General features: G+C 53.0%; 23 protein-coding genes and 1 tRNA gene. 13 read left to right on the forward strand and 11 right to left on the reverse strand.

The genetic code is table 11. The features are described 5' to 3' along the window. The first annotated feature begins 5 nt into the window (after nt 1-5). Complete coding sequence (locus tag F605_RS0102865) at nt 6-650, forward strand: MusI family membrane protein (protein WP_022864406.1); 645 nt, start codon at nt 6-8, stop codon at nt 648-650. A 269-nt stretch (nt 651-919) separates the two neighbouring features. On the opposite strand, the gene F605_RS10920 is transcribed toward F605_RS0102865, so the two are convergent. After that, nucleotides 920-1,903, reverse strand: a complete 984-nt coding sequence (locus tag F605_RS10920) for a hemagglutinin (protein ID WP_022864407.1) — start codon at nt 1,901-1,903, stop codon at nt 920-922. Nucleotides 1,904-2,511: 608 nt separating this feature from the next. On the opposite strand from F605_RS10920, the gene F605_RS0102875 reads away from it, so the two are divergent. The 6 genes from F605_RS0102875 (at nt 2,512) to F605_RS0102900 (ending at nt 7,318) form a co-directional block, all read left to right on the forward strand. After that, nucleotides 2,512-3,135, forward strand: coding sequence for a DUF47 domain-containing protein (locus tag F605_RS0102875; RefSeq protein ID WP_022864408.1), 624 nt, complete (start codon nt 2,512-2,514; stop codon nt 3,133-3,135). Between the two features lie 3 nt (nt 3,136-3,138). Continuing rightward, nucleotides 3,139-4,185: an inorganic phosphate transporter gene (locus tag F605_RS0102880; protein ID WP_022864409.1), complete on the forward strand. Its 1,047-nt coding sequence runs from the start codon at nt 3,139-3,141 to the stop codon at nt 4,183-4,185. Between the two features lie 77 nt (nt 4,186-4,262). Then, a complete protein-coding gene (locus F605_RS0102885; protein ID WP_272867067.1) occupies nt 4,263-4,673 on the forward strand; it encodes a septum formation family protein in 411 nt (136 codons plus the stop codon). Nucleotides 4,674-4,784: 111 nt separating this feature from the next. After that, nucleotides 4,785-6,848, forward strand: coding sequence for a ferrous iron transporter B (gene feoB, locus F605_RS0102890; RefSeq protein ID WP_022864411.1), 2,064 nt, complete (start codon nt 4,785-4,787; stop codon nt 6,846-6,848). A 15-nt stretch (nt 6,849-6,863) separates the two neighbouring features. Continuing rightward, nucleotides 6,864-7,085: a FeoB-associated Cys-rich membrane protein gene (locus F605_RS09515; protein ID WP_040765050.1), complete on the forward strand. Its 222-nt coding sequence runs from the start codon at nt 6,864-6,866 to the stop codon at nt 7,083-7,085. A gap of 20 nt (nt 7,086-7,105) precedes the next feature. Then, nucleotides 7,106-7,318: a FeoA family protein gene (locus F605_RS0102900; protein WP_022864413.1), complete on the forward strand. Its 213-nt coding sequence runs from the start codon at nt 7,106-7,108 to the stop codon at nt 7,316-7,318. Nucleotides 7,319-7,579: 261 nt separating this feature from the next. Here the strand turns inward: F605_RS0102900 and rplA are convergent, their stop codons facing one another. The 5 genes from rplA to F605_RS0102930 all read right to left on the reverse strand — a co-directional run bounded on the left by rplA (nt 7,580) and on the right by F605_RS0102930 (nt 10,305). Then, entirely contained in the window at nt 7,580-8,296 is a 717-nt protein-coding gene (gene rplA / locus F605_RS0102910; protein ID WP_027723541.1) for a 50S ribosomal protein L1, read from the reverse strand. Nucleotides 8,297-8,376: 80 nt separating this feature from the next. Next, nucleotides 8,377-8,811 carry a 50S ribosomal protein L11 gene (gene rplK, locus F605_RS0102915; protein WP_022864416.1) on the reverse strand — a complete coding sequence of 145 codons (435 nt, stop codon included), beginning with the start codon at nt 8,809-8,811 and terminating at the stop codon, nt 8,377-8,379. 161 nt (nt 8,812-8,972) lie between these two features. Continuing rightward, nucleotides 8,973-9,848 (reverse strand): transcription termination/antitermination protein NusG, encoded by an 876-nt coding sequence (gene nusG, locus F605_RS0102920; protein ID WP_081639133.1) that lies wholly within the window; start codon nt 9,846-9,848, stop codon nt 8,973-8,975. Between the two features lie 50 nt (nt 9,849-9,898). Further along, on the reverse strand, nt 9,899-10,147 hold the full coding sequence (gene secE / locus F605_RS0102925) for a preprotein translocase subunit SecE (protein ID WP_022864418.1): 249 nt from the start codon (nt 10,145-10,147) through the stop codon (nt 9,899-9,901). A gap of 85 nt (nt 10,148-10,232) precedes the next feature. Further along, nucleotides 10,233-10,305 (reverse strand) — tRNA-Trp (locus F605_RS0102930). Nucleotides 10,306-10,516: 211 nt separating this feature from the next. On the opposite strand from F605_RS0102930, the gene F605_RS0102935 reads away from it, so the two are divergent. The 4 genes from F605_RS0102935 (at nt 10,517) to F605_RS0102950 (ending at nt 14,520) form a co-directional block, all read left to right on the forward strand. Then, the gene (locus F605_RS0102935) at nt 10,517-11,734 is read left to right on the forward strand and encodes a pyridoxal phosphate-dependent aminotransferase (RefSeq protein ID WP_022864419.1); all 1,218 of its coding nucleotides are present in this window, start codon (nt 10,517-10,519) and stop codon (nt 11,732-11,734) included. 93 nt (nt 11,735-11,827) lie between these two features. Further along, nucleotides 11,828-12,028, forward strand: coding sequence for a hypothetical protein (locus F605_RS0102940; RefSeq protein ID WP_022864420.1), 201 nt, complete (start codon nt 11,828-11,830; stop codon nt 12,026-12,028). Further along, nucleotides 12,025-13,845, forward strand: coding sequence for a sensor histidine kinase (locus F605_RS10925; RefSeq protein WP_022864421.1), 1,821 nt, complete (start codon nt 12,025-12,027; stop codon nt 13,843-13,845). The genes F605_RS0102940 and F605_RS10925 overlap by 4 nt, the downstream gene beginning before the upstream one ends. Nucleotides 13,846-13,848: 3 nt before the next feature. Then, entirely contained in the window at nt 13,849-14,520 is a 672-nt protein-coding gene (locus F605_RS0102950) for a response regulator transcription factor (RefSeq protein ID WP_022864422.1), read from the forward strand. Nucleotides 14,521-14,647: 127 nt separating this feature from the next. On the opposite strand, the gene glpK is transcribed toward F605_RS0102950, so the two are convergent. Together glpK and F605_RS0102960 are read right to left on the reverse strand one after the other, a co-directional pair. Continuing rightward, nucleotides 14,648-16,174 carry a glycerol kinase GlpK gene (gene glpK / locus F605_RS0102955; protein ID WP_022864423.1) on the reverse strand — a complete coding sequence of 509 codons (1,527 nt, stop codon included), beginning with the start codon at nt 16,172-16,174 and terminating at the stop codon, nt 14,648-14,650. 49 nt (nt 16,175-16,223) lie between these two features. Then, a complete protein-coding gene (locus F605_RS0102960) occupies nt 16,224-17,045 on the reverse strand; it encodes an MIP/aquaporin family protein (protein ID WP_022864424.1) in 822 nt (273 codons plus the stop codon). A 188-nt stretch (nt 17,046-17,233) separates the two neighbouring features. On the opposite strand from F605_RS0102960, the gene F605_RS09525 reads away from it, so the two are divergent. Continuing rightward, nucleotides 17,234-18,235, forward strand: a complete 1,002-nt coding sequence (locus F605_RS09525) for a sugar-binding transcriptional regulator (RefSeq protein ID WP_022864425.1) — start codon at nt 17,234-17,236, stop codon at nt 18,233-18,235. 9 nt (nt 18,236-18,244) lie between these two features. After that, nucleotides 18,245-19,516, forward strand: a complete 1,272-nt coding sequence (locus F605_RS09530; RefSeq protein ID WP_022864426.1) for a UDP-N-acetylmuramate dehydrogenase — start codon at nt 18,245-18,247, stop codon at nt 19,514-19,516. On the opposite strand, the gene F605_RS0102975 is transcribed toward F605_RS09530, so the two are convergent. From F605_RS0102975 to F605_RS0102985, 3 genes are all read right to left on the reverse strand, one after another. Beyond that, entirely contained in the window at nt 19,513-20,247 is a 735-nt protein-coding gene (locus F605_RS0102975) for a glycerophosphoryl diester phosphodiesterase (RefSeq protein ID WP_022864427.1), read from the reverse strand. The genes F605_RS09530 and F605_RS0102975 overlap by 4 nt on opposite strands. A 101-nt stretch (nt 20,248-20,348) precedes the next feature. Next, complete coding sequence (locus F605_RS0102980; RefSeq protein WP_022864428.1) at nt 20,349-21,038, reverse strand: response regulator transcription factor; 690 nt, start codon at nt 21,036-21,038, stop codon at nt 20,349-20,351. Continuing rightward, nucleotides 21,035-22,288, reverse strand: coding sequence for a sensor histidine kinase (locus tag F605_RS0102985; protein WP_022864429.1), 1,254 nt, complete (start codon nt 22,286-22,288; stop codon nt 21,035-21,037). Before F605_RS0102985 ends, F605_RS0102980 begins: the two co-directional genes overlap by 4 nt. Nucleotides 22,289-22,307: the final 19 nt, after the last annotated feature.

The following is a 22,307-nucleotide window of genomic DNA, read 5'->3' on the forward strand; positions in this document are numbered from 1 at the left end:
GTATTATGAACCGATTTTTTTCTCACTACGGTCCCTTGGCCTCACTGCTCACCCTAATCGCTGATGTCGCGATGATTAGCGTATTCGTCTGCATAGCTTCACTGCCAGTGGTCACCATCGGCCCTGCTCTTAGTGCAGGTTTCTATGTTTTATTACAGATAGTACGAGAAGAGGGCGCGCGACCCGGATTTACTTTTTGGCGTCGTTTTCGCGCTGATTTCCTCTCGGCCTTTGGCGGGGGAATATTGCTGGTTGCCCTGCTATTGGTGGGAGCCTACCAACTACAACTAATTAAATATTTACCGGCCTCCCCTACCTGGCATCTGGTAATGCGCGCCGGGGTATTACTCGGCATGGCGATTATAACTGCCATTGGCATCTGGTTCTTTGCCTATACTTCCCAGTTCTCGGCCTCATTTAAGCAAACTCTGCGCAATGCCGCGCTGCTGGCCATCGGACGCCTGCCGCGCACCCTCAGCGCCCTAGTTTTCGCGATTTTGCCGCTAGCTGCTCTTTACCTACGTCCCAGTCTTTTCTGGAGTGCGCTAATCGTGATGCCGCTTTTCGGCTGCGGTTTTCTTCTCTACCTGCAAGCACTAATTTTAGACTCACCCCTAAGCGCCCTCAGAAATCCCGACCCCACCGACTGACTGCACCTAAGCGAGGATCTCCGAGGCTCTAATCGCTACCGCTATGCACGAGGGGAATTGCTTGGGGGCTCAGGCTTCCTGCCTGAGCCCCCAAGTCCCTAGAACAGCTCGCTAGGGACTCGAGTAAGGGGAAAATACCTGGCATCCTCCCCTAGGCGCAGGACACCTCCCATAACGTCCTTCGCCAGAGCGTCAACTTGCAAACGCTCGCCATAATTTTAGCATTTTCCTGCGTAAACAACGAAGATTTATTTGCAATCGGGATTTCTTTAATTCCCGGTTTTTTGCTGCGCCTGTCGCTGTGCCAGAGCTTTACGAGTCAAGACTTCTCCCCCGCCCTGGCGAGGATCCCCAAACCAGGCTTTATAGAACTGATAGAAATTCAGGTTCCCCGGTTGCGCGCACTCATCGCTCAGTCCAGCCAGCGCATCGGCAGAAGCCAAATAGGGGGTGTAGTTATAAAGGGCGGCGGTGGGCCAGTTTTGGGGAATTATTTCCTTACTGCCGCAACGCGCGTTCGGGCCAAAGCCTAAAGTGACCGGTTTGCCAGCTTGCACATCATATAGAGCCGGATCAGCCTGGTAGCGTCGCCACTGACGCGCCGCATAGTACACCTGGGTGCCAAGCCCGAAGAACTGGGGATCACAATTGGTGTGATCGGGACATCCATACCCCATCGCTATTTCGTAACGACGCGGAGTGAGGCGGGAAGAAGACACCGTGATCAAGCCCTGCTCTTTTTGCAGGGTCGTCAGAATCGCTTTCGGGTTAATTCGACATGCCTGAGAAACCTGGGCAATAACTTCACCGGCAGTAAGATCCTCTCCCCCCGCTACCGGCTGTGGGCAAAAACGGTCTGGGTCATGAGGACGCAAGCTAGCGCGAAAATCTTTCAAACAGGGAACTTCCACCTTTTGGCTATTACTGCCAGCAACCGCCCTCGAAACTCCGGTACTTTCGGGCATTGCCTTAGCTTTTCCGTTCCGACATCCGTACCCCCAATCGGCAATAAATGCTTGAATTTGGGAAGCAGACAGAGAATCCCAGTGAGTAAACTCGTCCTCACTGATTAAGTTAGCTTCCTGGTAGCCCTCGGAATTGACTGGAGGCATCGACGGCTCCGGAATTTCCTTAGCGACGGGGTCTTCGCGTACCAACACGTAAATAACGCTTACTACCAGGGCAATCACTGTCAACAGTATCGCTAGCGCAACCAGACGACGACGGCGATATTTACGGGCAGTTCTAATCACTCCCCTATTATCGTTGGATCTGAACGCTCAGAGCAAAGATATCCCCACTATTATGGCGACAACTTGCACAGATGCGACTAGAAGAGGCTTTCGATAGGATGAAGACGCGTCGGATCGTTTAGCCCCGGGCTCCAAAAATTGCCGCTACGAGCGGCCTCAGCGCCGACTGGCGCTTCTCGATCCGGCGTTTTTACTTTCTCACATGTTCTTCCCCAGTGTCTTCACTACTTTGGCTACCCACCGCTAGTCACCTCCAAGACAGTGGGAGGTACGCTAAAGCTTATTGTCCGATTTCCCCGGTAAATATTTTCCCCGTTCCCCTTAGCAAGCAAATTTCGGGCAGTTAGCACCTTTTTAGGCCGTTAGTCCGCCCTCGCATCTCTAGCGACAGCCTCCACGCCAACAGTGTCGGTTACCCAGCCTAAAAAGCCCCAAATTATCTCTGTAACCTCAGTACCAAAGTCCCACGTACCCTGCTAACTCTTCCTAATGATTTTGCAGATAGAGACAGACACCTTTCCCTAAAAAGTTAACAGAAAAAGAATTTTAGATTACGAACAAAAGTTGGATACTCTAAAGATGGATGGTTCTTCGTCAAGGAGGCACGGATGCTGTTCAAGAAGAAGCGGAAAGAAGAAGATTTCTTCGACTTATTCACCAAAGCGGCACAAAACTTAGATGCCGCATCCGAACTATTACTAAAAATAACGCAGGCAGACTCGGTTGAAGAGCGCAAAGAAATGCGCTCCCAACTCCATGAGTTAGAGCACGACTCGGACGTGATTACTCACCGTACGATGAGCATGCTCAATGCCACTTTCGTGACCCCCATGGATCGAGAGGATATCTCCCTGCTGACTGGCGCCTTAGATGATTGCATGGATGGGATTGACGAGGCCGGGGACTTAATTGTTCTCTACGAGATCGATGACATTCCGCGACGGCTGGAAAAACAGGCAACCATCTTGCGAGAGTGCGCTAAGGAAACTGCGCTCGCTATCCCTAAGCTGCGGGGAGGGCGTGACCTTAAAGATTTCACGGTGCATATTAATAGCCTGGAAAACAAGGGAGATAAACAGTACCGGAAGATGCTGGCAGAAATATTTGCCTCCGAAACTGACCCTATCTACGTAATCAAGATAAAGGACGTAATCGAGTCGCTAGAAACCGCGTGTGATTCCTTTGAAACCTTAGCCAACGCGGTTGAGGCTATCTATATCAAGGAGTCATAACTCGTGGATACCACCTTGGCCTTGGTGATAGCAGTCGTTGCCATTGCTTTGATTTTCGATTTCACCAATGGCTTTCATGATGCCGCCAATGCCATAGCTACCTGTGTTTCTACCCGCTCTATGCGCCCGAAATCCGCTCTGTTAATGGCAGCGATAATGAACATTATCGGAGCGATGCTGGGAACCGGCGTAGCCCAAACCATCGGTAACGGAATCATTGATATTTCTCATTTCACTGATTCGACCTTAGAGGCGGATCGTCAACACGGGCTGGTAATCATTTTAGCTGCCCTGGTGGGGGCGATTATCTGGAACATTATTACCTGGTATTTTGGCTTGCCGTCTTCTTCCTCTCACGCCTTGATTGGCGGTATGGCGGGTGTAGGGTTGGCAGCTGCCATAACGGTGCAATGGATGGGAATTGTTAGTCACGTGCTCATCCCCATGGTGATTTCTCCGTTGCTGGGATTCTTTACCGCTTACTTCGTGATGCGTTTCCTGCTTTCTGCTTTGCAAAACGCGTCCTATCACCGCACTATGAACAACTTCCGCTTTATGCAGCGCTTTTCGGCAGCGGCGATGGCGCTGGGTCACGGTCTGCAAGACGCCCAAAAAACCATGGGGATTATTACCATGGCGCTACTGGCAGCCGGCTATCATGCTACTGACGCTGACGGTTCCATGCAGATTCCTTTGTGGGTGAAACTAGCTGCCGCCGGGGCGATTTCCCTGGGTACCTATTTTGGTGGCGGACGCATCATGCACACCCTGGGGTCGAAGGTTATTGACGTTACTCCCGCCCACGGCTTCGTGGCGGAAACTACTTCCGCTACTATTCTCTATTTGACTGCATTTGTTTGGCAGGCTCCGATTTCCACCACCCAGTCGGTATCCTCCGCAATTATGGGGGTGGGTGCCACCAAGCGGCTTTCTGCGGTTCGCTGGGGAGTAGCCGGAAACATCGCCATTGCCTGGGTGTTAACTTTGCCGGGTGCGGGTCTAATTGGGGCGCTCAGTTATTTCCTAGTTCACGCGATTTTCCCCTATTAGGGGCTAATCTGTAAGTGATGAATGCTTTTTCGTTTCCGCATTTCAAGCCGCGTCTTACCGTTTTGTGTGTCCTCACCATGGCATGCTGCGGCTTCTTGAGCGGCTGCACCTCGCAACCCGTTGCGACCTCTGATCTTAAAATAGGCGATTGTTTCAATATGTCCGAGGAAGTACTCACCGGTACCCAACCTGCTGGGCAAGTGGAACGAGTAGATTGCGAACACTCCCATAACTCCCAAGTGGTGGGTATAAAGAAACTCTCTGGGAATAACTACCCGGGAGAAAAACAGCTTTATGACCTGGCGCTTAAAGAATGTGCCCAAGAGTTCGAAAGTTTTGTGGGAACCAGCTATCGCGATTCCAAGTGGGATTTGTATCCGCTGTCCCCTACCGAAACCACTTGGCAGGATGAGGGCGAACGCAAACTTACCTGCGTGGCTTTGAGCTTGCCCGGGCAAAAAAGTTCTTTAAAGGATTCAGGAAAGTAGTTTCTTAATATTATCCCCTACCACCAACTCGGTTTGTCACTTCAGGTCGCCACCCAGGCTTTACGTCCTAATAAGGTTTACCTTACAATGGTTATGGTCGTATTTAGTTAGGTGAACTTAAGTTCCCGAATTAGTATTACGAACTCACGAGAGGACTGGGCAATAAGAATCGCCTTCGCCGGTAATCCTAATAGCGGCAAAACCACTATGTTTAACGCTTTAACCGGAAAAAAGGCCAAGGTGGGCAACTGGGGCGGGGTTACCGTCGGACAAGCTGAGGCTAAACTAAGAAATGAGCTCAGCGGTAATCGTGAGGCCACGGCCGTGGATTTGCCCGGTGCTTACTCTATGTCCCCTTTTACCCCAGAAGAAACCATCACCAGTAAATACGTTCATGATGCCAATCCGGACGCTATTGTCAATATTGTTGATGCCACCAACCTGCGACGCTCTTTATTCTTTACCACCCAGCTGCTGGAGTTAGGGGTACCGGTGGTAGTCGCCCTCAATAAAAGCGATATTAACGAGAAGGAAAACACCCAGATCGATGCCCAAAAGCTGCAACGCGAACTGGGATGCCCAGTGGTACCTACGGTTTCTACCGCAAAAGAGAACAACGGCTTGGATCAGGTCCTGCACGCAGTATTTAGTCAGGAGGGTAAGGGACAAAAAGCCCCTTACCTACAAGAAGATATTGATCTCACCAACAAGCAAGCAGTTGATGAAGAAGACCGGCGCCGCTACCAGTTCGTAGACTCCGTAGTGGATGCGGTAGAAACCCGGAAAGTTAAAGTTGCCGCTCACACTCGTCAAGACACCCTGGACGCGGTACTAACCAACAAATTTGCGGGGATAGCGATCTTCGCGGCGATTATGTGGGCGGTATTCGTGATTTCTCAAACTTATGTCGGCCCGCTCATCGCTGATTGGTTAGTTGGCTGGATCGAAGCCTTCCAAGACTGGACCAGTGAACAAATGGCAGATTCTCCTGCCTTGTTACGCACCGTCATCGCCGATGGGCTCATTGGAGGCGTAGGTGCGGTAATTGGATTCCTCCCGCTAGTGATGGTGATGTACTTCCTGCTGGCACTATTAGAGGAGTCTGGTTATATGGCGCGGGTAAGCGCCGTGCTCGATCCCATCTTCAAGCGGGTGGGTCTGTCCGGTAAATCTGTCATCCCCATCGTAATCAGCACCGGTTGCGCCATCCCCGGGATTATGAGTTGCCGGACTATCCGCGATGAACGCGAACGGCGGGCCACCGCGATGCTGGCTTCTTTCATTCCCTGTGGAGCAAAAATCCCGGTCATCGCACTATTTTGTGGAGCCTTCTTTGCCGGGTCTGCTTGGGTGAGTTGGGTCAGCTATTTCGTAGGCCTGTGTCTGATTTTCCTGGGAGCTCTGCTGGTGAAAATGGTAACCGGACACAAATTCCGGAAAACTTTCTTCATCATGGAACTGCCCCGCTACCGGGTTCCTTCCCTGTGGAACGCCACCTTGTCGATGCTAGAGCGCGCCAAAGCCTACATCATTAAGGCTGCCACCATTATTTTGGTTTGCAACCTGGTAGTGCAGCTCATGCAAACTTTCAATTGGAGTTTCCAAGTAGTCGAAGAGGGCGCAGAAAACACTTCGATCCTGGCTTCGGTTGCTACCCCCTTCTCCTTCTTGCTGATCCCGTTAGGCTTTGGGACCTGGCAACTGGCAGCGGCGGCGGTCACCGGGTTTATCGCCAAAGAAAACGTAGTTGGCACCCTGGCGGTGGTATACGGCCTGACCCGCTTTATTGATACCGATGAGCTCGCGATGACCAGTGGAGCTAACACTGTTGCCGCCACTATGGGACTGACTTCGGTAAGCGCCCTCGCCTACCTGTTCTTTAACCTGTACACCCCGCCCTGCTTCGCCGCTATTGGCGCGATGAACTCCGAGATGCGTGATCGTCGCTGGCTGTGGAGCGCCATCGGATTGCAATTCTGCACCGGTTACACCATTGCCTTCCTAGTCAATCAAGTGGGCACACTGGTGATGTACGGGCACCTGGCAGCCGGATTCTTCCCCGGCTTAATTGCCGTCGGGCTGATGGCGCTAACGATTGCGGTGATTTCTCACCGCATTCACGCCAATTTCGCTGCCCAGTACAACCTGCACCAACAGGTTGAAAAGGCTGCTTAAGAAAGAGGACTAGATTTGAGTACTGTTATTGCCAGCCTGGCGCTGGTGGCGATTGTAAGTGGCGCCATCACCTATATCGTCAAAGAGAAGCGCAAAGGTACCAAATGTATCGGTTGCCCCGTTTCCTCCTCCTGCAGTATTAATCCCGAGGTTGCGACCAACCGTGAAAACCGTCATAATCTGCAAATAGTAGGTATTACTAACCAGACAGGTGAGCCGAAGTGTCACTGTCACTAGTTTGCGAGACAAAGGAGAAAATGAGTCTTCTGGAAGCCACCGAGGGGCAAACCTATATCGTAAAAGATATAGCTACTGATGACCCCGAGATGGACAGTTTCCTGTTTCGTTTAGGGTGCTATAGCGGTCAGGAAATCACGGTTATTTCTCGTAAACGTAAAATGTGCATCGTAGTGATCAAAGACAGCCGGTACAGTATCGATAATCAAATTGCCGAAGCCATTATGATCTAGGGCCCCGGCGGAGCCCATTTGATAGCTGTTACTTCGGCTGATTTTCCCACCTGGGGGCGCGGCCGGTAAAAGATACGACAGGGGCTTGACCTGCGAAGCAGGTCATGGGGTCCCCGGAGTGCTTTTACCGAGCCAGCCCCCATTTCTGGTGCCAATCCGCAGAAAGTAAAAAGGGGATCCCGCCGGTGGATTTTTTCCACCGGCGGGATCCCCTTGATTTTCAGCTATTGTGCCTTTGCCCTAAGGTGGGCACGGCAATCCTTAGCGAGGATCGTCAGTCGCTAGATCTTTCGTTAGGGAGCTGTCCAAGGGGATGGACGGCCCCATAGAGGTAGAGATCGCGACCTTCTTGATGTACAGACCCTTTAGAGCTACCGGACGCAGACGCAGGATTTCATCCAGAACTGCCTGGTAATTCTCTGCCAGCTTCTCCGCATCGAAAGAGCTCTTACCCAGCACTACGTGCAGGTTGGCGTGCTTATCAACCCGGAAGTCAATCCGTCCGCCCTTAATCTCTTTAACCGCTTTTTCTACGTCCATGGTGACGGTGCCGGTACGCGGGTTAGGCATGAGGCCACGCGGCCCCAGGACGCGACCCAGGCGCCCTACTTTGCCCATCATGTCCGGGGTGGCTACCGCTACATCAAAGTCCAGGTATCCACCCTGAACTTTCTCGATCAGCTCGTCGCCGCCGGCCTCGTCAGCTCCAGCATCTAGCGCTTCCTTGTCCTTGGGGCTATTGGCAAAAACCAGGACCCTAACGGTCTTACCAGTGCCATTAGGCAAAGAAACGGTGCCACGAATCATCTGATCCGATTTCCGCGGATCTACCGTGAGACGGAAAACCGCATCCACGGTGGCATCAAACTTGGTGGAAGAAATTTCCTTGGCCAAACGGAAAGCCTCTAACGGTTGGTAGAGACGATCCTTATGAACTTTTTCAGCAGCCTGGTTAAAGGCTTTCGAGTGCTTTTTCATCTGCTTTTCTCCTTGCAGGTTGTGGTGAGGGCGCACATTCCCCTCCACGGTTTATAGTCTTATTTTGGCTGTTCGCCGGGTTAACCCTCGACGACAACACCCATTGAACGAGCCGTTCCCGCGATAATCTTTGCGGCCGCATCGATATCGTTCGCGTTCAGGTCATTCTTCTTTTGCTCGGCAATCTCCTTAACCTGATCCATGGTCAACTTCGCCACCTTATTGGTGTTCGGAGTACCAGATCCCTTGGCAATCCCAGCAGCTTTCTTAATCAACTGGGCAGCCGGCGGGGACTTGAGCACAAAGTCAAAGGAGTGATCCTCGTAGACACTGATTTCTACCGGAATCACGTTCCCGCGTTGATCCTGCGTAGCCGCATTGTAGGCCTTGCAGAACTCCATGATATTTACCTGGTGCTGCGAAAGCGCGGGCCCCACCGGGGGCGCCGGGTTAGCAGCACCGGCCTCGATCTGTAACTTGATCAGGCCGATTACCTTTTTATTCTTGGCAGGCATATAGGGTCCTTCTCAATATAATTTCTTGATTTTACTTTCCCGACGGTTGCCGGAAACTCTTTGCGGTCTGGCAATTTTTCGCTGAAAAACTACCAGCACAGTCGTCCATTGTACGGGCGCACCCGCCCTTACAACCAATTAGGACTGCTCACTGTGAGCAATTAAATCTTTGCTACCTGGTTAAATCCAAGCTCTACCGGAGTTTCTCGATCGAAGATAACCACCAGCACTTTAAGTTTCTGCTGGTCAGGCATGATCTCCGAGATGGTAGCCGGCATAGTTGCGAACGGACCATCGGTAACGGTGACGTTCTCGCCTACCTCGAAATCAACCTCAATAACCGGCTGTTCCGGCTGTTTCGCCTGGCTGGCACGCTCATCCTGCAGTTCCGCAGCCTTAATGGAGGCAGGGGTGGGTGCCAACATGGATACCACTTCGTCCTCGGTCAGCGGCATCGGGTGTTGCGAATCCCCCACGAATCCGGTGACCGCAGGCGTGTCCTTAACTACCCGCCACGCGTCGGGGGCGTCCTCGACCGCTTCCATCCGTACCAGGGCGTAACCGGGAATTCGTACCCGATCCACCACTTTGCGTTCAGTGGATTTTACCTGGACGACTTTTTCCATCGGCACTTCGATCTGGTAGATCTGATCCTCCATGTTGAAGGTAACGATCCGCTGTTCCAGATTGGCCTTTACTCGCCGCTCATACCCGGAATAGGTATGGAGGACGTACCAGTAGCCAGGCAAAAACTCTAGTTCTTCGCGCAACTTGTCCTGTTCGGCCTTAGAAAGTTCTTCCGCGGTAGCTGAGGGCGCAAGTTCTTGGTCTTGAGCAGTGTCAGTTAGCTCCAGCTCTGCCGGGGCAGCTGCTGGTTCGGGAGAAGTTTCCTCAGTAGGCACTGCCGGCTCTTCCGGGGTGTTTTCTACCCTGTTTTCTGTTGCTTCCGCTGCCAGCTGCTGGTCGCTGCCTTCAGTCTGCGCACTCGGGTCAGCGGAGGTACCTGCCTCTGAGGAGAATACGGGATCGTTGCTCACAGTAGTTTCTTCCTGCTCCTTATTGCCTGTTTGCAATTCTTGCTCCTTATTTAACCGCCAAATACCTTGGTTACTAACCAGGCGGTGATGACGTCGACAACTCCAGAAAAGACCATCATTGCCAGCACAAACACAATCACAACCACAAAAAAGGTAGTGAGTTCATCGCGGGTGGGCCAAACAACCTTTTTTAACTCGGCAATGACCTGTCGCACGAACTGCACGATGCGACTCCAAAAACCATTTTTCGTCGTTTTGGCGTCTGCCTCTACGGAGGCTGCGCCCTCGTTAGGTGCCAAGATCGTTTCCTCACTTGCTGTCTTGGAGCTCCCGTCGAAGCCCCTATTTCGTCCTGTACCGGGCCCGGCACAGGTTTCAGATTTGCAGGGCAGGCGGGACTCGAACCCACAACCTACGGTTTTGGAGACCGTTGCGCTACCAATTGCGCCACTGCCCTTCCAGCCAGATGGCTGACCTAATACGGTGCTAGATAAGTTTATGGGGTTTTACTGATCACGTCCAACCTACGGGCACATAGTGGGGAAAAACGCATATTTAGACTCTCTGGGGAAGCTAACGGCACCTACTCGATACCCAAAATGACCACAATTCACCCCAATTTTTGATCACAACCGTTAAACACGAGCTAGGCGTGGCAAAATGAGACTATGCACAAACCGCAAGAACACAGAATTTCGAATCGTCTCGCGCAAATATCCCCCTCCGCAACTTTGGCAGTGGATGCGGCCGCGAAAGAACTCAAAGCTCAAGGACATCCGGTAATCGGATTTGGCGCCGGGGAGCCCAACTTTTCTACCCCTGACTATATTGTGGAAGCGGCGCAGGCTGCCTGCGCGGATCCTGCTATGCACCACTACAGCCCAGGGAAAGGCTTACCCCAGTTGCGGGAAGCGATCGCCCAAAAGACCCTGCGGGATTCTGGCTACGAGGTAGACCCCAATACCGAAATTATTGTTACTAACGGCGGTAAACAGGCAGTTTTCGAGGCTTTCTCGGCAATAGTAGAGGTGGGCGATGAAGTTATTATGCCCACGCCCTATTGGACGACTTACCCGGAAGTTATCAAGATTGCCGGCGGGGTTCCGGTTCCGGTAATGGCGGGTGCAGATCAGCATTATAAAGTCACGGTCGAACAGCTAGACGCCGCGAAAACTGAGAAAACCAAAGCTCTGTTAGTGGTCAGTCCCTCCAACCCTACGGGCGCGGTCTATGACGCGAATGAGTTAAAAGCTATCGGACAGTGGGCACTAGATAACGGGATTTGGGTGATCACGGATGAGATCTATGAACACCTAATCTATGACGGAATCCATGCCGAACATATTGTGAAACTGGTTCCGGAACTGGCGAAGCAAACTTTGGTATTAAACGGGGTAGCTAAAACCTATGCGATGACCGGTTGGCGAGTAGGTTGGATGATCGCTCCGGCAGATGTCATCAAAGCCTGTGCCGCTTTCCAGTCCCACACCACCGGAAATGTCTCCAATATCGCGCAGCGGGCAGCACTAGCTGCCGTTAGCGGCCCGCTCGATAAAGTCGAGCAGATGCGCCAAGTGTTCGACCGGCGACGCCAGCGGATGGTCGAGTTGCTACGCCAGGTTCCTGATCTCGAAGTTCCCATGCCTCATGGCGCTTTCTACTGTTACCCCAGTGTAGAGCGGATTTTGGGACGGGAAATCGCCGGCGAAACTCCACAGACTTCGGCTGAGTTAGCTGATCTAATGCTCCGCAAAATCGAAGTGGCGGTGGTTCCGGGCGAGGCGTTCGGCCCTTCCGGTTTCTTCCGGCTTTCCTATGCGTTAAGCGATGAGGACTTAGAAGAAGGGGTCGGCCGAATAGTCGATTTTCTTAATCAAGTAAAATAGGTTGTCCTTCCTACCCTCTCTATAATCTATAATCATTAGAGAGGGGCGCGTGGGCGTCCCACTGTACGGGGAGCCACGGGGGAGGGCGGCATAGTGCGCAAGTTTGCAGCAGTAGCCATAGTCAGTGCTGCCCTTTGCCTTGCAGTTCTAATCGGGACGCGGGCGATCGTGTTGAACGGGGTTCATGACTTGGGGCCGGCAGTTAACTTCAATCCCCAAGTTGCGGTGACTACCCAGCCGTCTCCGCAGCTGTCCCCCAGCGTGCCCGCCACCGATCAGGTGGGACAGCCATGAGTGAAAATCCTAGTTACCCTGGCAGCGTTTTTCCCGGTGAACCCAATTTGTCTCCGGTTCCGGCTCCGGGTACTCTCCCCGCTAGTAACTCCCTTCCCGCAGTGCAGTTACCGGGAGAAAAGACCCTGCCGCAGATTCTTAACCCTGCCGATGCCGACCCGGCTAGTGTCCTTCCCCCGTCCTTGCCGCCCACAGTAACTACCCCTCCACCTGCCCCGGAGCGCGCTGCCTATCAAAGTCGTCCGCGGCGGGTAGTGGAAAAAACTATCAAGCCGCAAAGCAATACCCCCAAGTTGCGGATTACCAACCTGCGTAACCGGATGCTGGTGCATTCGGTATTGATTTCCGGATTCGCACTCACCATCGTGGGGCTAATTTTGTTGGTCAGTGGCATATTTCAAATTACCCACGCCGAACGTTCCCAGACCGAGCTAATCACCAATGATCTACGCAGTTTCGTGAAAGTCGAGAACAGCAAATCTAACGGAGGGCTAGCTTCAGCCAAAGACGTCTTGAAAAGATTCATTGCTGCCGAAGACGCCCCTTACAACGGTAGCTTGCTGGGATTTTCGGCCGGGCAGCTAATCGAGCAAAAGGGCGCGCGGGATTCCGCTGCGCATCAAGATGCCCAACTTGTGGCAGATTTAGCCAGCTATTCGGACATCGACTCGGCCAGAATGTTTATGATCCGCACCGATCAGGCCACCTATGCGGTGGGAATAGTACCGATCAGCGCCGCCGATACCGATGACGCCCTGTTGGCGATCGTATCTAATTTTTCGGCCGATACTACCCCCACTCAAACCCAACTATTGTTATTCGCCGGCATTTCCTTCCTGGTATTAGCCCTAGTAGGCCTGGTAAATGTGCGCGCTTCCCAACCATTACTCGCCCCTATTGGCAGGTTGCGGAATCTGATGGCTTCTATTACCAGCGAGCAGGATCTAACTAAGCGTTTGCCGGTAGAGGGTGATGATGACCTAGCAGACGTTACCCGCCAGATGAACTCGATGATTGCGCGCCTGCAATCCAGTTTTGACGAACAGCGCGACCTGTTAAATGATGTGGGGCACGAGCTACGCACCCCCATAACGGTGGTTCGCGGACACCTAGAACTGTTAAATCCCAATGACCCCCAAGAAACTGCCCGCACTCGGGAACTGGCTTTAGAAGAACTTTCACGGATGCATCGGCTCACCGAAGATCTGATTACCGTCGCTAAGAGTGACCGCCCGGACTTCATCCGTCCCGAGCGGGTAGATATCGGAGATCTATTGATGGATGTCTTTGAAAACGCTACCCAGTTGGGCGATTTCAACTGGCGAATCGACAACCTCACTATTGTCCCCACTACCGCGGATCCCCAGCGTCTGCAGCAGGCGTTGCTCGCCCTCGCTCAAAATGCTTCTAAGTTCGCTACCCCCGGAAGCGTAATTGCTCTGGGGGCAGGGATTGATTATCAACAACCCCTATTGGATCAGCAAGGTAATCCCGTACCCGCGGACACGATCACCGCTCCCAGCCTGCAGATGCAAGCGCAAGTTCCCCCGGTGGAAGGCACCCACCGTCTTAACCTGTGGGTTCGTGACCAGGGAATCGGCATTGACCCGAAGGATCAGGAGCAAGTCTTTAGTCGTTTCATGCGCGTAAACCACTCCTACGCCGGTTCCGGCTTGGGACTGTCCATCGTAAACGCCATTGCCCAAGCCCATGGGGGTACCCTGCAAGTCCGATCCGCACTGTCAGTGGGTTCGGTCTTCAATATCAGCCTGCCGATATCAAATGATGATTGCAAAGATGAATTACAAGGAGAATAAAACATGACCAGTATTTTGGTGGTAGAGGACGAGCCCGGCATCTCCTCTTTTGTCGCTAAAGGACTAACTTCCGCCGGATATAACGTGACGGTAGTCGACAAGGGCGCAGACGCGATCTCCGGGGCTCTTGGCGGTGACTATTCGCTGATCGTCCTCGATATCGGCCTGCCCGATATGGACGGTTTTGAAGTATTAGAGCAGATTCGCGGACAGGGAGCTACCCTACCGATTATTGTGCTCACGGCACGTTCTTCAGTCGAGGACACCGTTAGCGGTCTGGAGCAAGGCGCCGATGACTATATGTCGAAGCCTTTCCGTTTCGAGGAGCTTTTAGCCCGGATCCGGCTACGTTTAAAGAACGCTAGTTCTGACGATCCCTCCAATATGGTGCAAATCAATGTGGGGGGTCTCCACCTGGATTTGCGTACTCGCTGCGCGACCATTGATGGGGAACCGGTAGAACTCTCCGCCCGCGAGTTCACTATGCTACAGGCATTTATGGAACATCCCGACCAGGTACTTTCCCGCTCCCAATTGTTGGATATGGTGTGGGGGTATGATTTCGATCCCGGCTCGAATGTGGTGGACGTATATGTGCGTTACCTGCGCCGTAAGATTGGTTCAGAACGCATCGTAACCGTACGTGGCATGGGATACCGCCTGGTAGTGATGTAGAACTTCTTTTGGTTCTTTAATCGCATCTCCCTGCATCATCTATAGAGATAAAAGCATCCCGGGAGGCTGGATATTAATCCAGCCTCCCGGGATTGCTATTGCTATTTAGTTATGATCGTGACGCGATTTAGGCGTTTTCTACGTCGGCGTCTACCCACTCGAAGGTACGGGTGACCGCTTTCTTCCACAGACGGTAGTTGCGGTCGTATTCTTCGCGATCTTTACCAGGCTCCCAGCGCTTGCCTTCTGCCCAGTTATCGATCACGTCTTGCTCGCCATCCCAGAATCCCACGGCGATACCGGCGGCGTAAGCCGCACCTAGCGCGGTGGTTTCTAGTACCTGCGGCCGTACCAGCGGCACGCCCAACTGGTCGGCCTGGAACTGCATAACCATTTCGTCCTTGGTCATGCCGCCATCAACGCGCAGCTCTTTGAGCTCCACGCCCGAGTCCGCCACCATCGCATCAAAGACCTCGCGGCTCTGGTAGGGGGTAGCTTCCTGTACCGCACGCGCAATGTGTCCCTTGTTGTTGTAGCGGGTTAGACCGACAATCGCACCCCGGGCATCGTCCTTCCAGTAAGGAGCGAATAGACCAGAGAACGCGGGCACAAAGTAGACACCGCCGTTGTCGTCTACCGTGCTGGCCAGCTTCTCGATCTCTTCCGAGCTCTTGATCATTCCCAGGTTGTCACGTAGCCACTGCACCAGCGAACCGGCAACCGCGATCGAGCCCTCCAGGGCGTAAACCGGCTTGTTGTCACCGATCTTGTAAGCCACGGTAGTCAACAGACCGTTGTTGGAGAATACTGGTTCTTCACCAGTATTCATCAGCACGAAGCAGCCAGTACCGTAGGTATTCTTGGCCATGCCCTTTTCGAAGCAAGCCTGTCCGAAGGTGGCAGCTTGCTGGTCACCCAAAATACCCGAAATCGGGGTGTCAATCAGCAGACCATTCTTACGGCCATAGCCGTATACCTCGGAAGAGGAGCAGATCTCGGGCAGCATCGACATCGGAATCCCGAAGTCTTTGCAGATGTCTTCACGCCACTGCAGGGTACGAATATCCATCAGCATAGTACGTGAAGCGTTGGTGACATCGGTCTTGTGCACCCCGCCGTTTACGCCACCAGTCATATTCCACAGTACCCAGCAGTCGGTGTTACCGAACAGCAGGTCACCGGCTTCTGCCTTTTCCCGAGCGCCCTCGACATTGTCCAGGATCCACTTGATTTCCGGCCCGGAATAGTAGGTGGATAGGTCGAGTCCGCAAATGTCGCGATACTTGGAGGGGCCGTCATCTCCCGCGAGTTCCCGGATAATTTGGGAAGTACGAGTATCCTGCCAAACAATCGCGTTGTAGATCGGTTGGCCCGTATTCTTGTCCCAAACCACGACAGTTTCGCGCTGGTTGGTAATCCCCACTGCGGCAACCTCGTGCCGGTTTACCTCTGCCTTCTGCAGGGCATCGGCGACACATTCACGAATGTTGTCCCAGATCTCAATGGGATTGTGCTCGACCCAACCGGCCTTCGGGAAAATCTGCTCATGTTCTTTTTGTCCTACTGACACGATCTGTCCGGCATGGTCGAACAGAATTGCTCGCGAAGAGGTTGTCCCCTGGTCAATGGCCATTACAAATCTTTTTTCGGTCATATCTCTTTCTTCCTTTAGGGTTTTTCTTTTTGTCTTTAATACAGTCTTCCTAGGCAGCCATACCCACGCCGACTACGATCAGCGGAGTGATGATGGCACCAATCGTGGGTCCAAGAATCGGAACCCATGCGTAAGCCCAGTCAGCGTCCGGCTTGCCACCCTTCATCGGGAGCAGGCTGAACATAATACGTGGTCCCAGGTCACGAGCCTGGTTGATGGCGTATCCGGTAGGACCACCCAAACCAATACCGATGACTACGATACACAGAGCCACCGCCAAGGGACCGACCTGAGTCGGGGTACCACCAGATACCATCACGAAGGCCAACAGGCCGAAGGTGCCGATGATCTCGGTGAGAGTGTTCCATCCGTAGGAGCGTACCTCGGGAGCAGTAGAGAAGCACCACAACTTGGGGCGCGGATCATCCATCTGCAGATCGAAATGCTTCTTGTAAGCCAAGTAGGCGATTAGCGCACCTACCATTGCCCCCAGCATCTGGGCCACAATATAAATACACACGTTCATGCCGGTAACCGGAATGCCGCCCTCGGCAACGCTGGGTCCATTAAGAGTTACGTTGCTGTCCAGTCCGTGCCATACAGCTTTCATGATAGTAACTGCTGGGTTGAGGTGACCGCCAGTCTTATAGGCAGCATACACACCCATGTACACTGCCAAACCCCACCCAAAGTTGATCATTAACCAGCCGCCGCCGTTACCTTTCGATTTCAAAAGGTTATTGGTACAGCAGGTGCCAACACCGAACATCAACAAAATGGCGGTGCCAAAGAATTCTGATGCGAAGATCTCGCCACTACCCGGGGTGGCCGCTGCCATCGGTACCAGGAGATCATTCAATGTCGCAAACATATGCGCTCCTTTGCGCTAGGTTATTGGATTATTTTTTATTCAGTTTTGTTAGGACATGGTCAAAAATGAGCGATCTTTTGCGACGCTTCTCACTTTTTCCCAACAGTCTGCTTCCATTTTTTGCTTTCGGACACTAATGTTCAACATAGTAGAACAAACGTGCGCGCGCGTGCGCGGAGGTGAGATTTTTGTCAAAGGACGCAAAACCGGGCGAAGAGCACTTTGCTGAAGAAAACACCAAAAGAGATGAGCTAGCTCGCTCTGCTGCCCTAGCCTACTACGTACAGGGACAAACCATGGAGGCAATCCGTCGCCGCATGGGAGTATCCCGCTCTACGGTGTCGCGACTGTTGTCATATGCCCGCAAGCGCGGAATCGTCACCATCTCAGTGCAAACCACCAATGCCCCCCACACCCGTTTGGAGCGACAATTACAGGAACGATTTGGAGTAAATGTGCATATCGTGGAGATGCCTCCCGATACTACCCAAAACCGCGTCCTCGAAAATGTCACCAAAACCGCTGCCCAAATGCTAGGGCAGATGGTCAATGACGGTGAAGTAGTAGGGATTGCCTGGGGGAACACCACCACCGAGATGGCCGGTCATATAACTCAAAAGGACGTCGATAACGTCACCTTGGTGCAGCTAAATGGCGCGGCCTCCACCGAAACTTCCGGAATCGCGCACGTCGGCGGGATCCTAGCGCGCATGGCCTATCAGTGGAAGGCTAATATCGTACAGTTTCCGGTGCCGGCCTTTTTTGACAATCCCGATACCAAAGAGGCACTTTGGCGGGAAGGGGCAGTGCGGCGCGTCCTTAACTGGCAAGAAAAATGTACTTTAGCGGTATTTAGCGTAGGGGCATTACGGGCTGAAATTCCCTCCCATGTTTATGCAGCCGGTTATCTCTCACGCAGTGAACTAAACAAATTGGCACTAGATAAAGTGGTGGGGGATGTTTGCACCGTACTCATCCGCCCTGATGGATCTTGGAGAGATATTTCCTTAAATAGACGCGCCACCGGCCCTACTCCCGATCAGCTGCGTCGTATTCCTCGGCGTTTTTGCGTAGTTGCGGGCAAGAATAAAGCCCAATCTCTCCTGGGTGCGCTTAACGCTGGGGTAGCTACCGATTTGGTTTGCGATAAAGCGATAGCGGAAAAGGTTTGGGCACTAGCAAAGTCCTAGAATAGAGACATGGTAAAAACCGATTTCACCGATGTTTGCGAGTGGGTTGCCCCTCGAACTGATCACCAACCCACGAAACCAGTTCCCGCTTGGTATCGGACAGCCGCAGACCAAGAGAATGCTGCTGAGGGCGGTGAAATCCCGGCATTAAAGCACCTGACCACTATCGGTACCGGGGGGAAACCGAAAGCGTTTTACCCGGTAGACACGGAGGAAGATCTGGTCGCGGCGGTACGAGAGGCAGACCGCGCGGGAGAGCAACTCCTGGTGCTGGGTGGAGGTTCTAATCTGCTATGCGGGGAGGACTTATCTGACCTGGTGGTGGTGCAAGATCGGCGCAGCGGGGTAACGGTAACCGAAGATACCGCTTGCGGAGGCGCCCTGGTGAGCGCCCCTGCCGGTCAATCCTGGGATGAGTTCGTATGTGCCTGCATTGATGAAGATCAAATGGGTTTAGAAGCCCTTTCGGGGATCCCCGGAACCGTAGGAGCCGCTCCGGTACAAAATATTGGCGCCTACGGGCACGAAGTAGCAGAAACCCTGTCTACGGTACGGGTTTTTGACCGTTTGAAAGACGGGATCCGGGTACTGCCAGTTGGGGATTTGCAGCTGGGCTACCGCACCTCGATTATTAAACGCTCTTTACAAGATGAGGGAGCCGGAGGCGGACGCACCTGGGGTTATACCGGACGTTACGTAGTACTGTCGGCTGATTTCCAATTGGCTCACGCCTCCCTATCGGCACCTATCGAATATGAGCAGCTGGCCACGAAATTGGGGGTAAAACTGGGAGAACGCGCCGATATGCGCGAGGTGCGTCAGGCGGTTTTGCAGCTGCGGCGCTCTAAAGGGATGGTGCTAGATCCGGCCGACCCCGATACCCGCTCGTGCGGTTCTTTCTTTACTAATCCCATTATTTCTTGTGAGGACGCGGAGCAGTTTCCGCCTGAAGCGCCGCGTTTCCCGGTTTATAACCTGCAGTTGCGCAATGCGGTTACTGGTAAGGCTCCCCAAGTGGAGGGACAAGTAAAAACCTCTGCCGCCTGGCTGATTTCACATGCCGGATTGGAAAAAGGATTCGCCCTCTCCCGCTCTACCCCAGACGAGGGCGCGCCGCGAGCGGCGCTTTCTTCTAAACACGTCTTGGCGCTTACCAACCGCGATCACGCTACTTCTTATGACATCGTGGAGTTAGCACGCGCGGTACAGGAAAAAGTAAAAGCCAAGTTCAACGTGCATCTAGAACCTGAGCCGGTGTGGGTAGGGACCGACGCTAACTAGCGGCGGGGAATTAAATGCGCTACATCGGTGAAAATACCGGTTGCTCCCCAATTAAATAGTTCGTTAGCGCGGGCAAGAGAGTTAACTGTCCACACGTTGACCCCAAATCCCGCGTCCCGGAATGCCCGTACTTTTTCACGGGTCAACCCAGTGTCTTCAGGATGGATATAACTGGCGCCCACCAGCTCTAATACCGAGCGCCAATCATCATAAAGCGCGCAGGTTTCATAGAGACAACCCAGGGGAATTTCTGGTGCCAAGGCATGGAACTCCGACAGTAACACGTGGTTAAAGCAGGAAACAATCACTTCCGGTCCGTTTAGCCGACCTAGTTCTTTGATTACTGCTTTAATCAGCTGGCGGGTCATGGCCGCACCCGCTTCATTGGATTTGATCTCGATATTGGCGTTTAGACCCGTTTCGTTCATAAAGTCCACAAGTTGATGCAGGGTAGGAAGCTTTTCTCCCGCAAACTCGGGGCTAAACCAGCTGCCGGCATCAATCGATTCCAGATCGGTGGCAGTGAGTCCATAGTAACCGCCGGATTTATTGGTAGTGCGATCCAAAGTGGTGTCATGGCAGATGATTACGGTTCCATCCCCCAAAATATCAACATCAGTTTCAATCCAGTTCAGACCATGCTCCACCACTTTCCGAAAAGCGGCCATCGTATTTTCCGGGGCTAAAGTATTTAAGCCGCGATGCGCAAAGACGCGATTATCCATATCCATTTTGGTATCACTTTCTGGTTTATCTAGACGAGCTATCAATGACTCTACTTAAGTAAAACTGGTTTAACACCGCGTTAACCGGGATAGGACACGAAGAAATTTTAAGACTGCAAACCAGTGGCAGTTAGATAGGCGAGGACGGCGCGCACCCGGCGATTAGGTTCATCGGGAGTCAGTCCCAGCTTCATAAATACATTGGCGATATGTTTTGCCACCGAGGCACCCGAGAGGAATAGTTTCTTTGCGATTTCCTCATTGGATAAACCTTGCGCCATTAGCCCTAAGACTTCGCTTTCCCGGGCAGTAAGGCTGGCGAGGGCGGAGCCCCGCTCTCGTACCAGTTTCACTGCTACTTCCGGGTCTACTACTACCCCACCATCGGCTACGGTCTGCAAAGCGTTTAAGAAATCGGCAACCCTAGACACCCGCTCTTTTAATAGGTATCCGGTACCGGCCGCGTGCTGTCCTGGTGGGGGCAGCTGGTCAGCGCTAAAAAGTTGCGCCGCGTAGGCAGGTGCCACGTATTGACTGAGCACCATAATCCCCAGGTCGGGGTACTCTTCGCGAATCTTGACCGCCGCGCGTAATCCATCATCGCTCATTCCTGGCGGCATCCGCACATCCGTTACCAGCACGTCCGGTAGTTGACCAGCCTGACCTGCCTGTTTCACCGCCGCAATTAGCCCGGGCGCGTCCTCGGCTTGCGCGATTACTTGATGTCCTAGGCGCTCAAGCAACCCAGCTAAGCCTTCCCGGATCAAAGTTGCGTCATCAGCCAAAATGATTTTCATGCTGTCTCCTTCGCGGATACTATAATCGGAATTTCCCCGCGCACTGTAGTTGGCCCGCCGGTCGGGGAAATCACCCGCAAAGTTCCTCCGAAGGCTTCCAGTCGCGCCTGCAAACCGGCCAAGCCATGCCCCGGGTTAATACTTGCCCCGCCGGCTCCATTATCGGTAATTGAAACCACCAGGGAAGAACCTGCCACCACCAATACTGAAACCTCGGCTTGGGGTGCATATTTTGCCACGTTCGTGAGGGACTCACATACCAGGTAGTAGGCAGCAGCGGCAGCTCCGGGCGGCAGCTTGGGCAGCTCAAAGGGCATCCGGACATCCACTTTCACAGGGGATTCAGCGCAAACGTCGCGTACTGCCTCGGCCAGTCCCTTATCGGAAAGCACTTTCGGGTGTACCCCGGCTACCGTTCGCCGCAGCGCCGCTAAAGCTTGGTCATTGGCGTCTTGCGCTTCCCGCAGAAGACCTAAAATCTGTGGTATCTGCGCGCAGGTATCGGACTCGCCGTTACTTTCCCCCTCCGGGCAGTCCTTAAAAGATTCCGAGGAGGCCAGCATTTCCAGGTTTAGTTCCGCCTCGCCCACTTTCATCGAGGCTGCCACCAGGTATTGTTGGGCACCATCATGCAGATCCCGTTCAATACGGCGACGTTCAATCTCGAAGGCATCAACTATTTCCCGGCGAGAGCGATGCAACTGGACAATTTCCTCCGCACTTAACGGACCGGTAGTGGCAATAGTAAAAATTAACCGCGCATAGATTCCACCGGCTAATGCAAACAGCAGCCATAGCAGGATCAACACCAGATATATCCGCTGGTCACTAAAGCTTCTCAAACCCAGGAGATAGGTAAGTGCCATAATCAATAAATTGAGTAACGGCAAAGAGGCAATCAGATTTGCTAATAGGCAAAACAGGAAAATCGGGATGGAACGGGAATTTATGTATTCCGTAGTACTTCGATCATCTCTTTCTAGAATCGCTTCCCCGCCGGGAACCTGCCAAAAATGCCAGATAGCAGCATCTTGCCGCCCCAGCATGGCGCTAGCGCGGTAACGCACCGCTGCCGTGTAGTGGGAAAGTACCGCCCGCGAGCGTCGGAACAGCACCAGCATTGCCCCCACGTGTACCACCAGTGAAAATAGCTCAATCGCTAGGAAGGGAATCCCCAGCCGGAGGCTGGAACGTACCAGGGAGCTTCGGTGGTAAGTTACCCCGCGAAAATAGGGATCAGTTCGCTGCATACCTATATTTTAGGAGGAC

Origin of the sequence: Varibaculum cambriense DSM 15806 (genome assembly GCF_000420065.1) — a bacterium.
GTDB lineage: Bacteria > Actinomycetota > Actinomycetes > Actinomycetales > Actinomycetaceae > Varibaculum > Varibaculum cambriense.

What these genes read in the sequence shown, in the direction of transcription:
- F605_RS0102865 (WP_022864406.1), top strand. Translation starts at nt 6, where the DNA reads ATGAACCGATTTTTTTCTCACTACGGTCCCTTGGCCTCACTGCTCACC.
- F605_RS0102875 (WP_022864408.1), top strand. Translation starts at nt 2,512, where the DNA reads ATGCTGTTCAAGAAGAAGCGGAAAGAAGAAGATTTCTTCGACTTATTC.
- F605_RS0102885 (WP_272867067.1), top strand. Translation starts at nt 4,263, where the DNA reads ATGGCATGCTGCGGCTTCTTGAGCGGCTGCACCTCGCAACCCGTTGCG.
- F605_RS0102900 (WP_022864413.1), top strand. Translation starts at nt 7,106, where the DNA reads ATGAGTCTTCTGGAAGCCACCGAGGGGCAAACCTATATCGTAAAAGAT.
- rplA (WP_027723541.1), bottom strand. Translation starts at nt 8,296, where the DNA reads ATGAAAAAGCACTCGAAAGCCTTTAACCAGGCTGCTGAAAAAGTTCAT.
- rplK (WP_022864416.1), bottom strand. Translation starts at nt 8,811, where the DNA reads ATGCCTGCCAAGAATAAAAAGGTAATCGGCCTGATCAAGTTACAGATC.
- F605_RS0102935 (WP_022864419.1), top strand. Translation starts at nt 10,517, where the DNA reads ATGCACAAACCGCAAGAACACAGAATTTCGAATCGTCTCGCGCAAATA.
- F605_RS10925 (WP_022864421.1), top strand. Translation starts at nt 12,025, where the DNA reads ATGAGTGAAAATCCTAGTTACCCTGGCAGCGTTTTTCCCGGTGAACCC.
- F605_RS0102950 (WP_022864422.1), top strand. Translation starts at nt 13,849, where the DNA reads ATGACCAGTATTTTGGTGGTAGAGGACGAGCCCGGCATCTCCTCTTTT.
- glpK (WP_022864423.1), bottom strand. Translation starts at nt 16,174, where the DNA reads ATGACCGAAAAAAGATTTGTAATGGCCATTGACCAGGGGACAACCTCT.
- F605_RS0102960 (WP_022864424.1), bottom strand. Translation starts at nt 17,045, where the DNA reads ATGTTTGCGACATTGAATGATCTCCTGGTACCGATGGCAGCGGCCACC.
- F605_RS09530 (WP_022864426.1), top strand. Translation starts at nt 18,245, where the DNA reads ATGGTAAAAACCGATTTCACCGATGTTTGCGAGTGGGTTGCCCCTCGA.
- F605_RS0102975 (WP_022864427.1), bottom strand. Translation starts at nt 20,247, where the DNA reads ATGGATATGGATAATCGCGTCTTTGCGCATCGCGGCTTAAATACTTTA.
- F605_RS0102980 (WP_022864428.1), bottom strand. Translation starts at nt 21,038, where the DNA reads ATGAAAATCATTTTGGCTGATGACGCAACTTTGATCCGGGAAGGCTTA.
- F605_RS0102985 (WP_022864429.1), bottom strand. Translation starts at nt 22,288, where the DNA reads ATGCAGCGAACTGATCCCTATTTTCGCGGGGTAACTTACCACCGAAGC.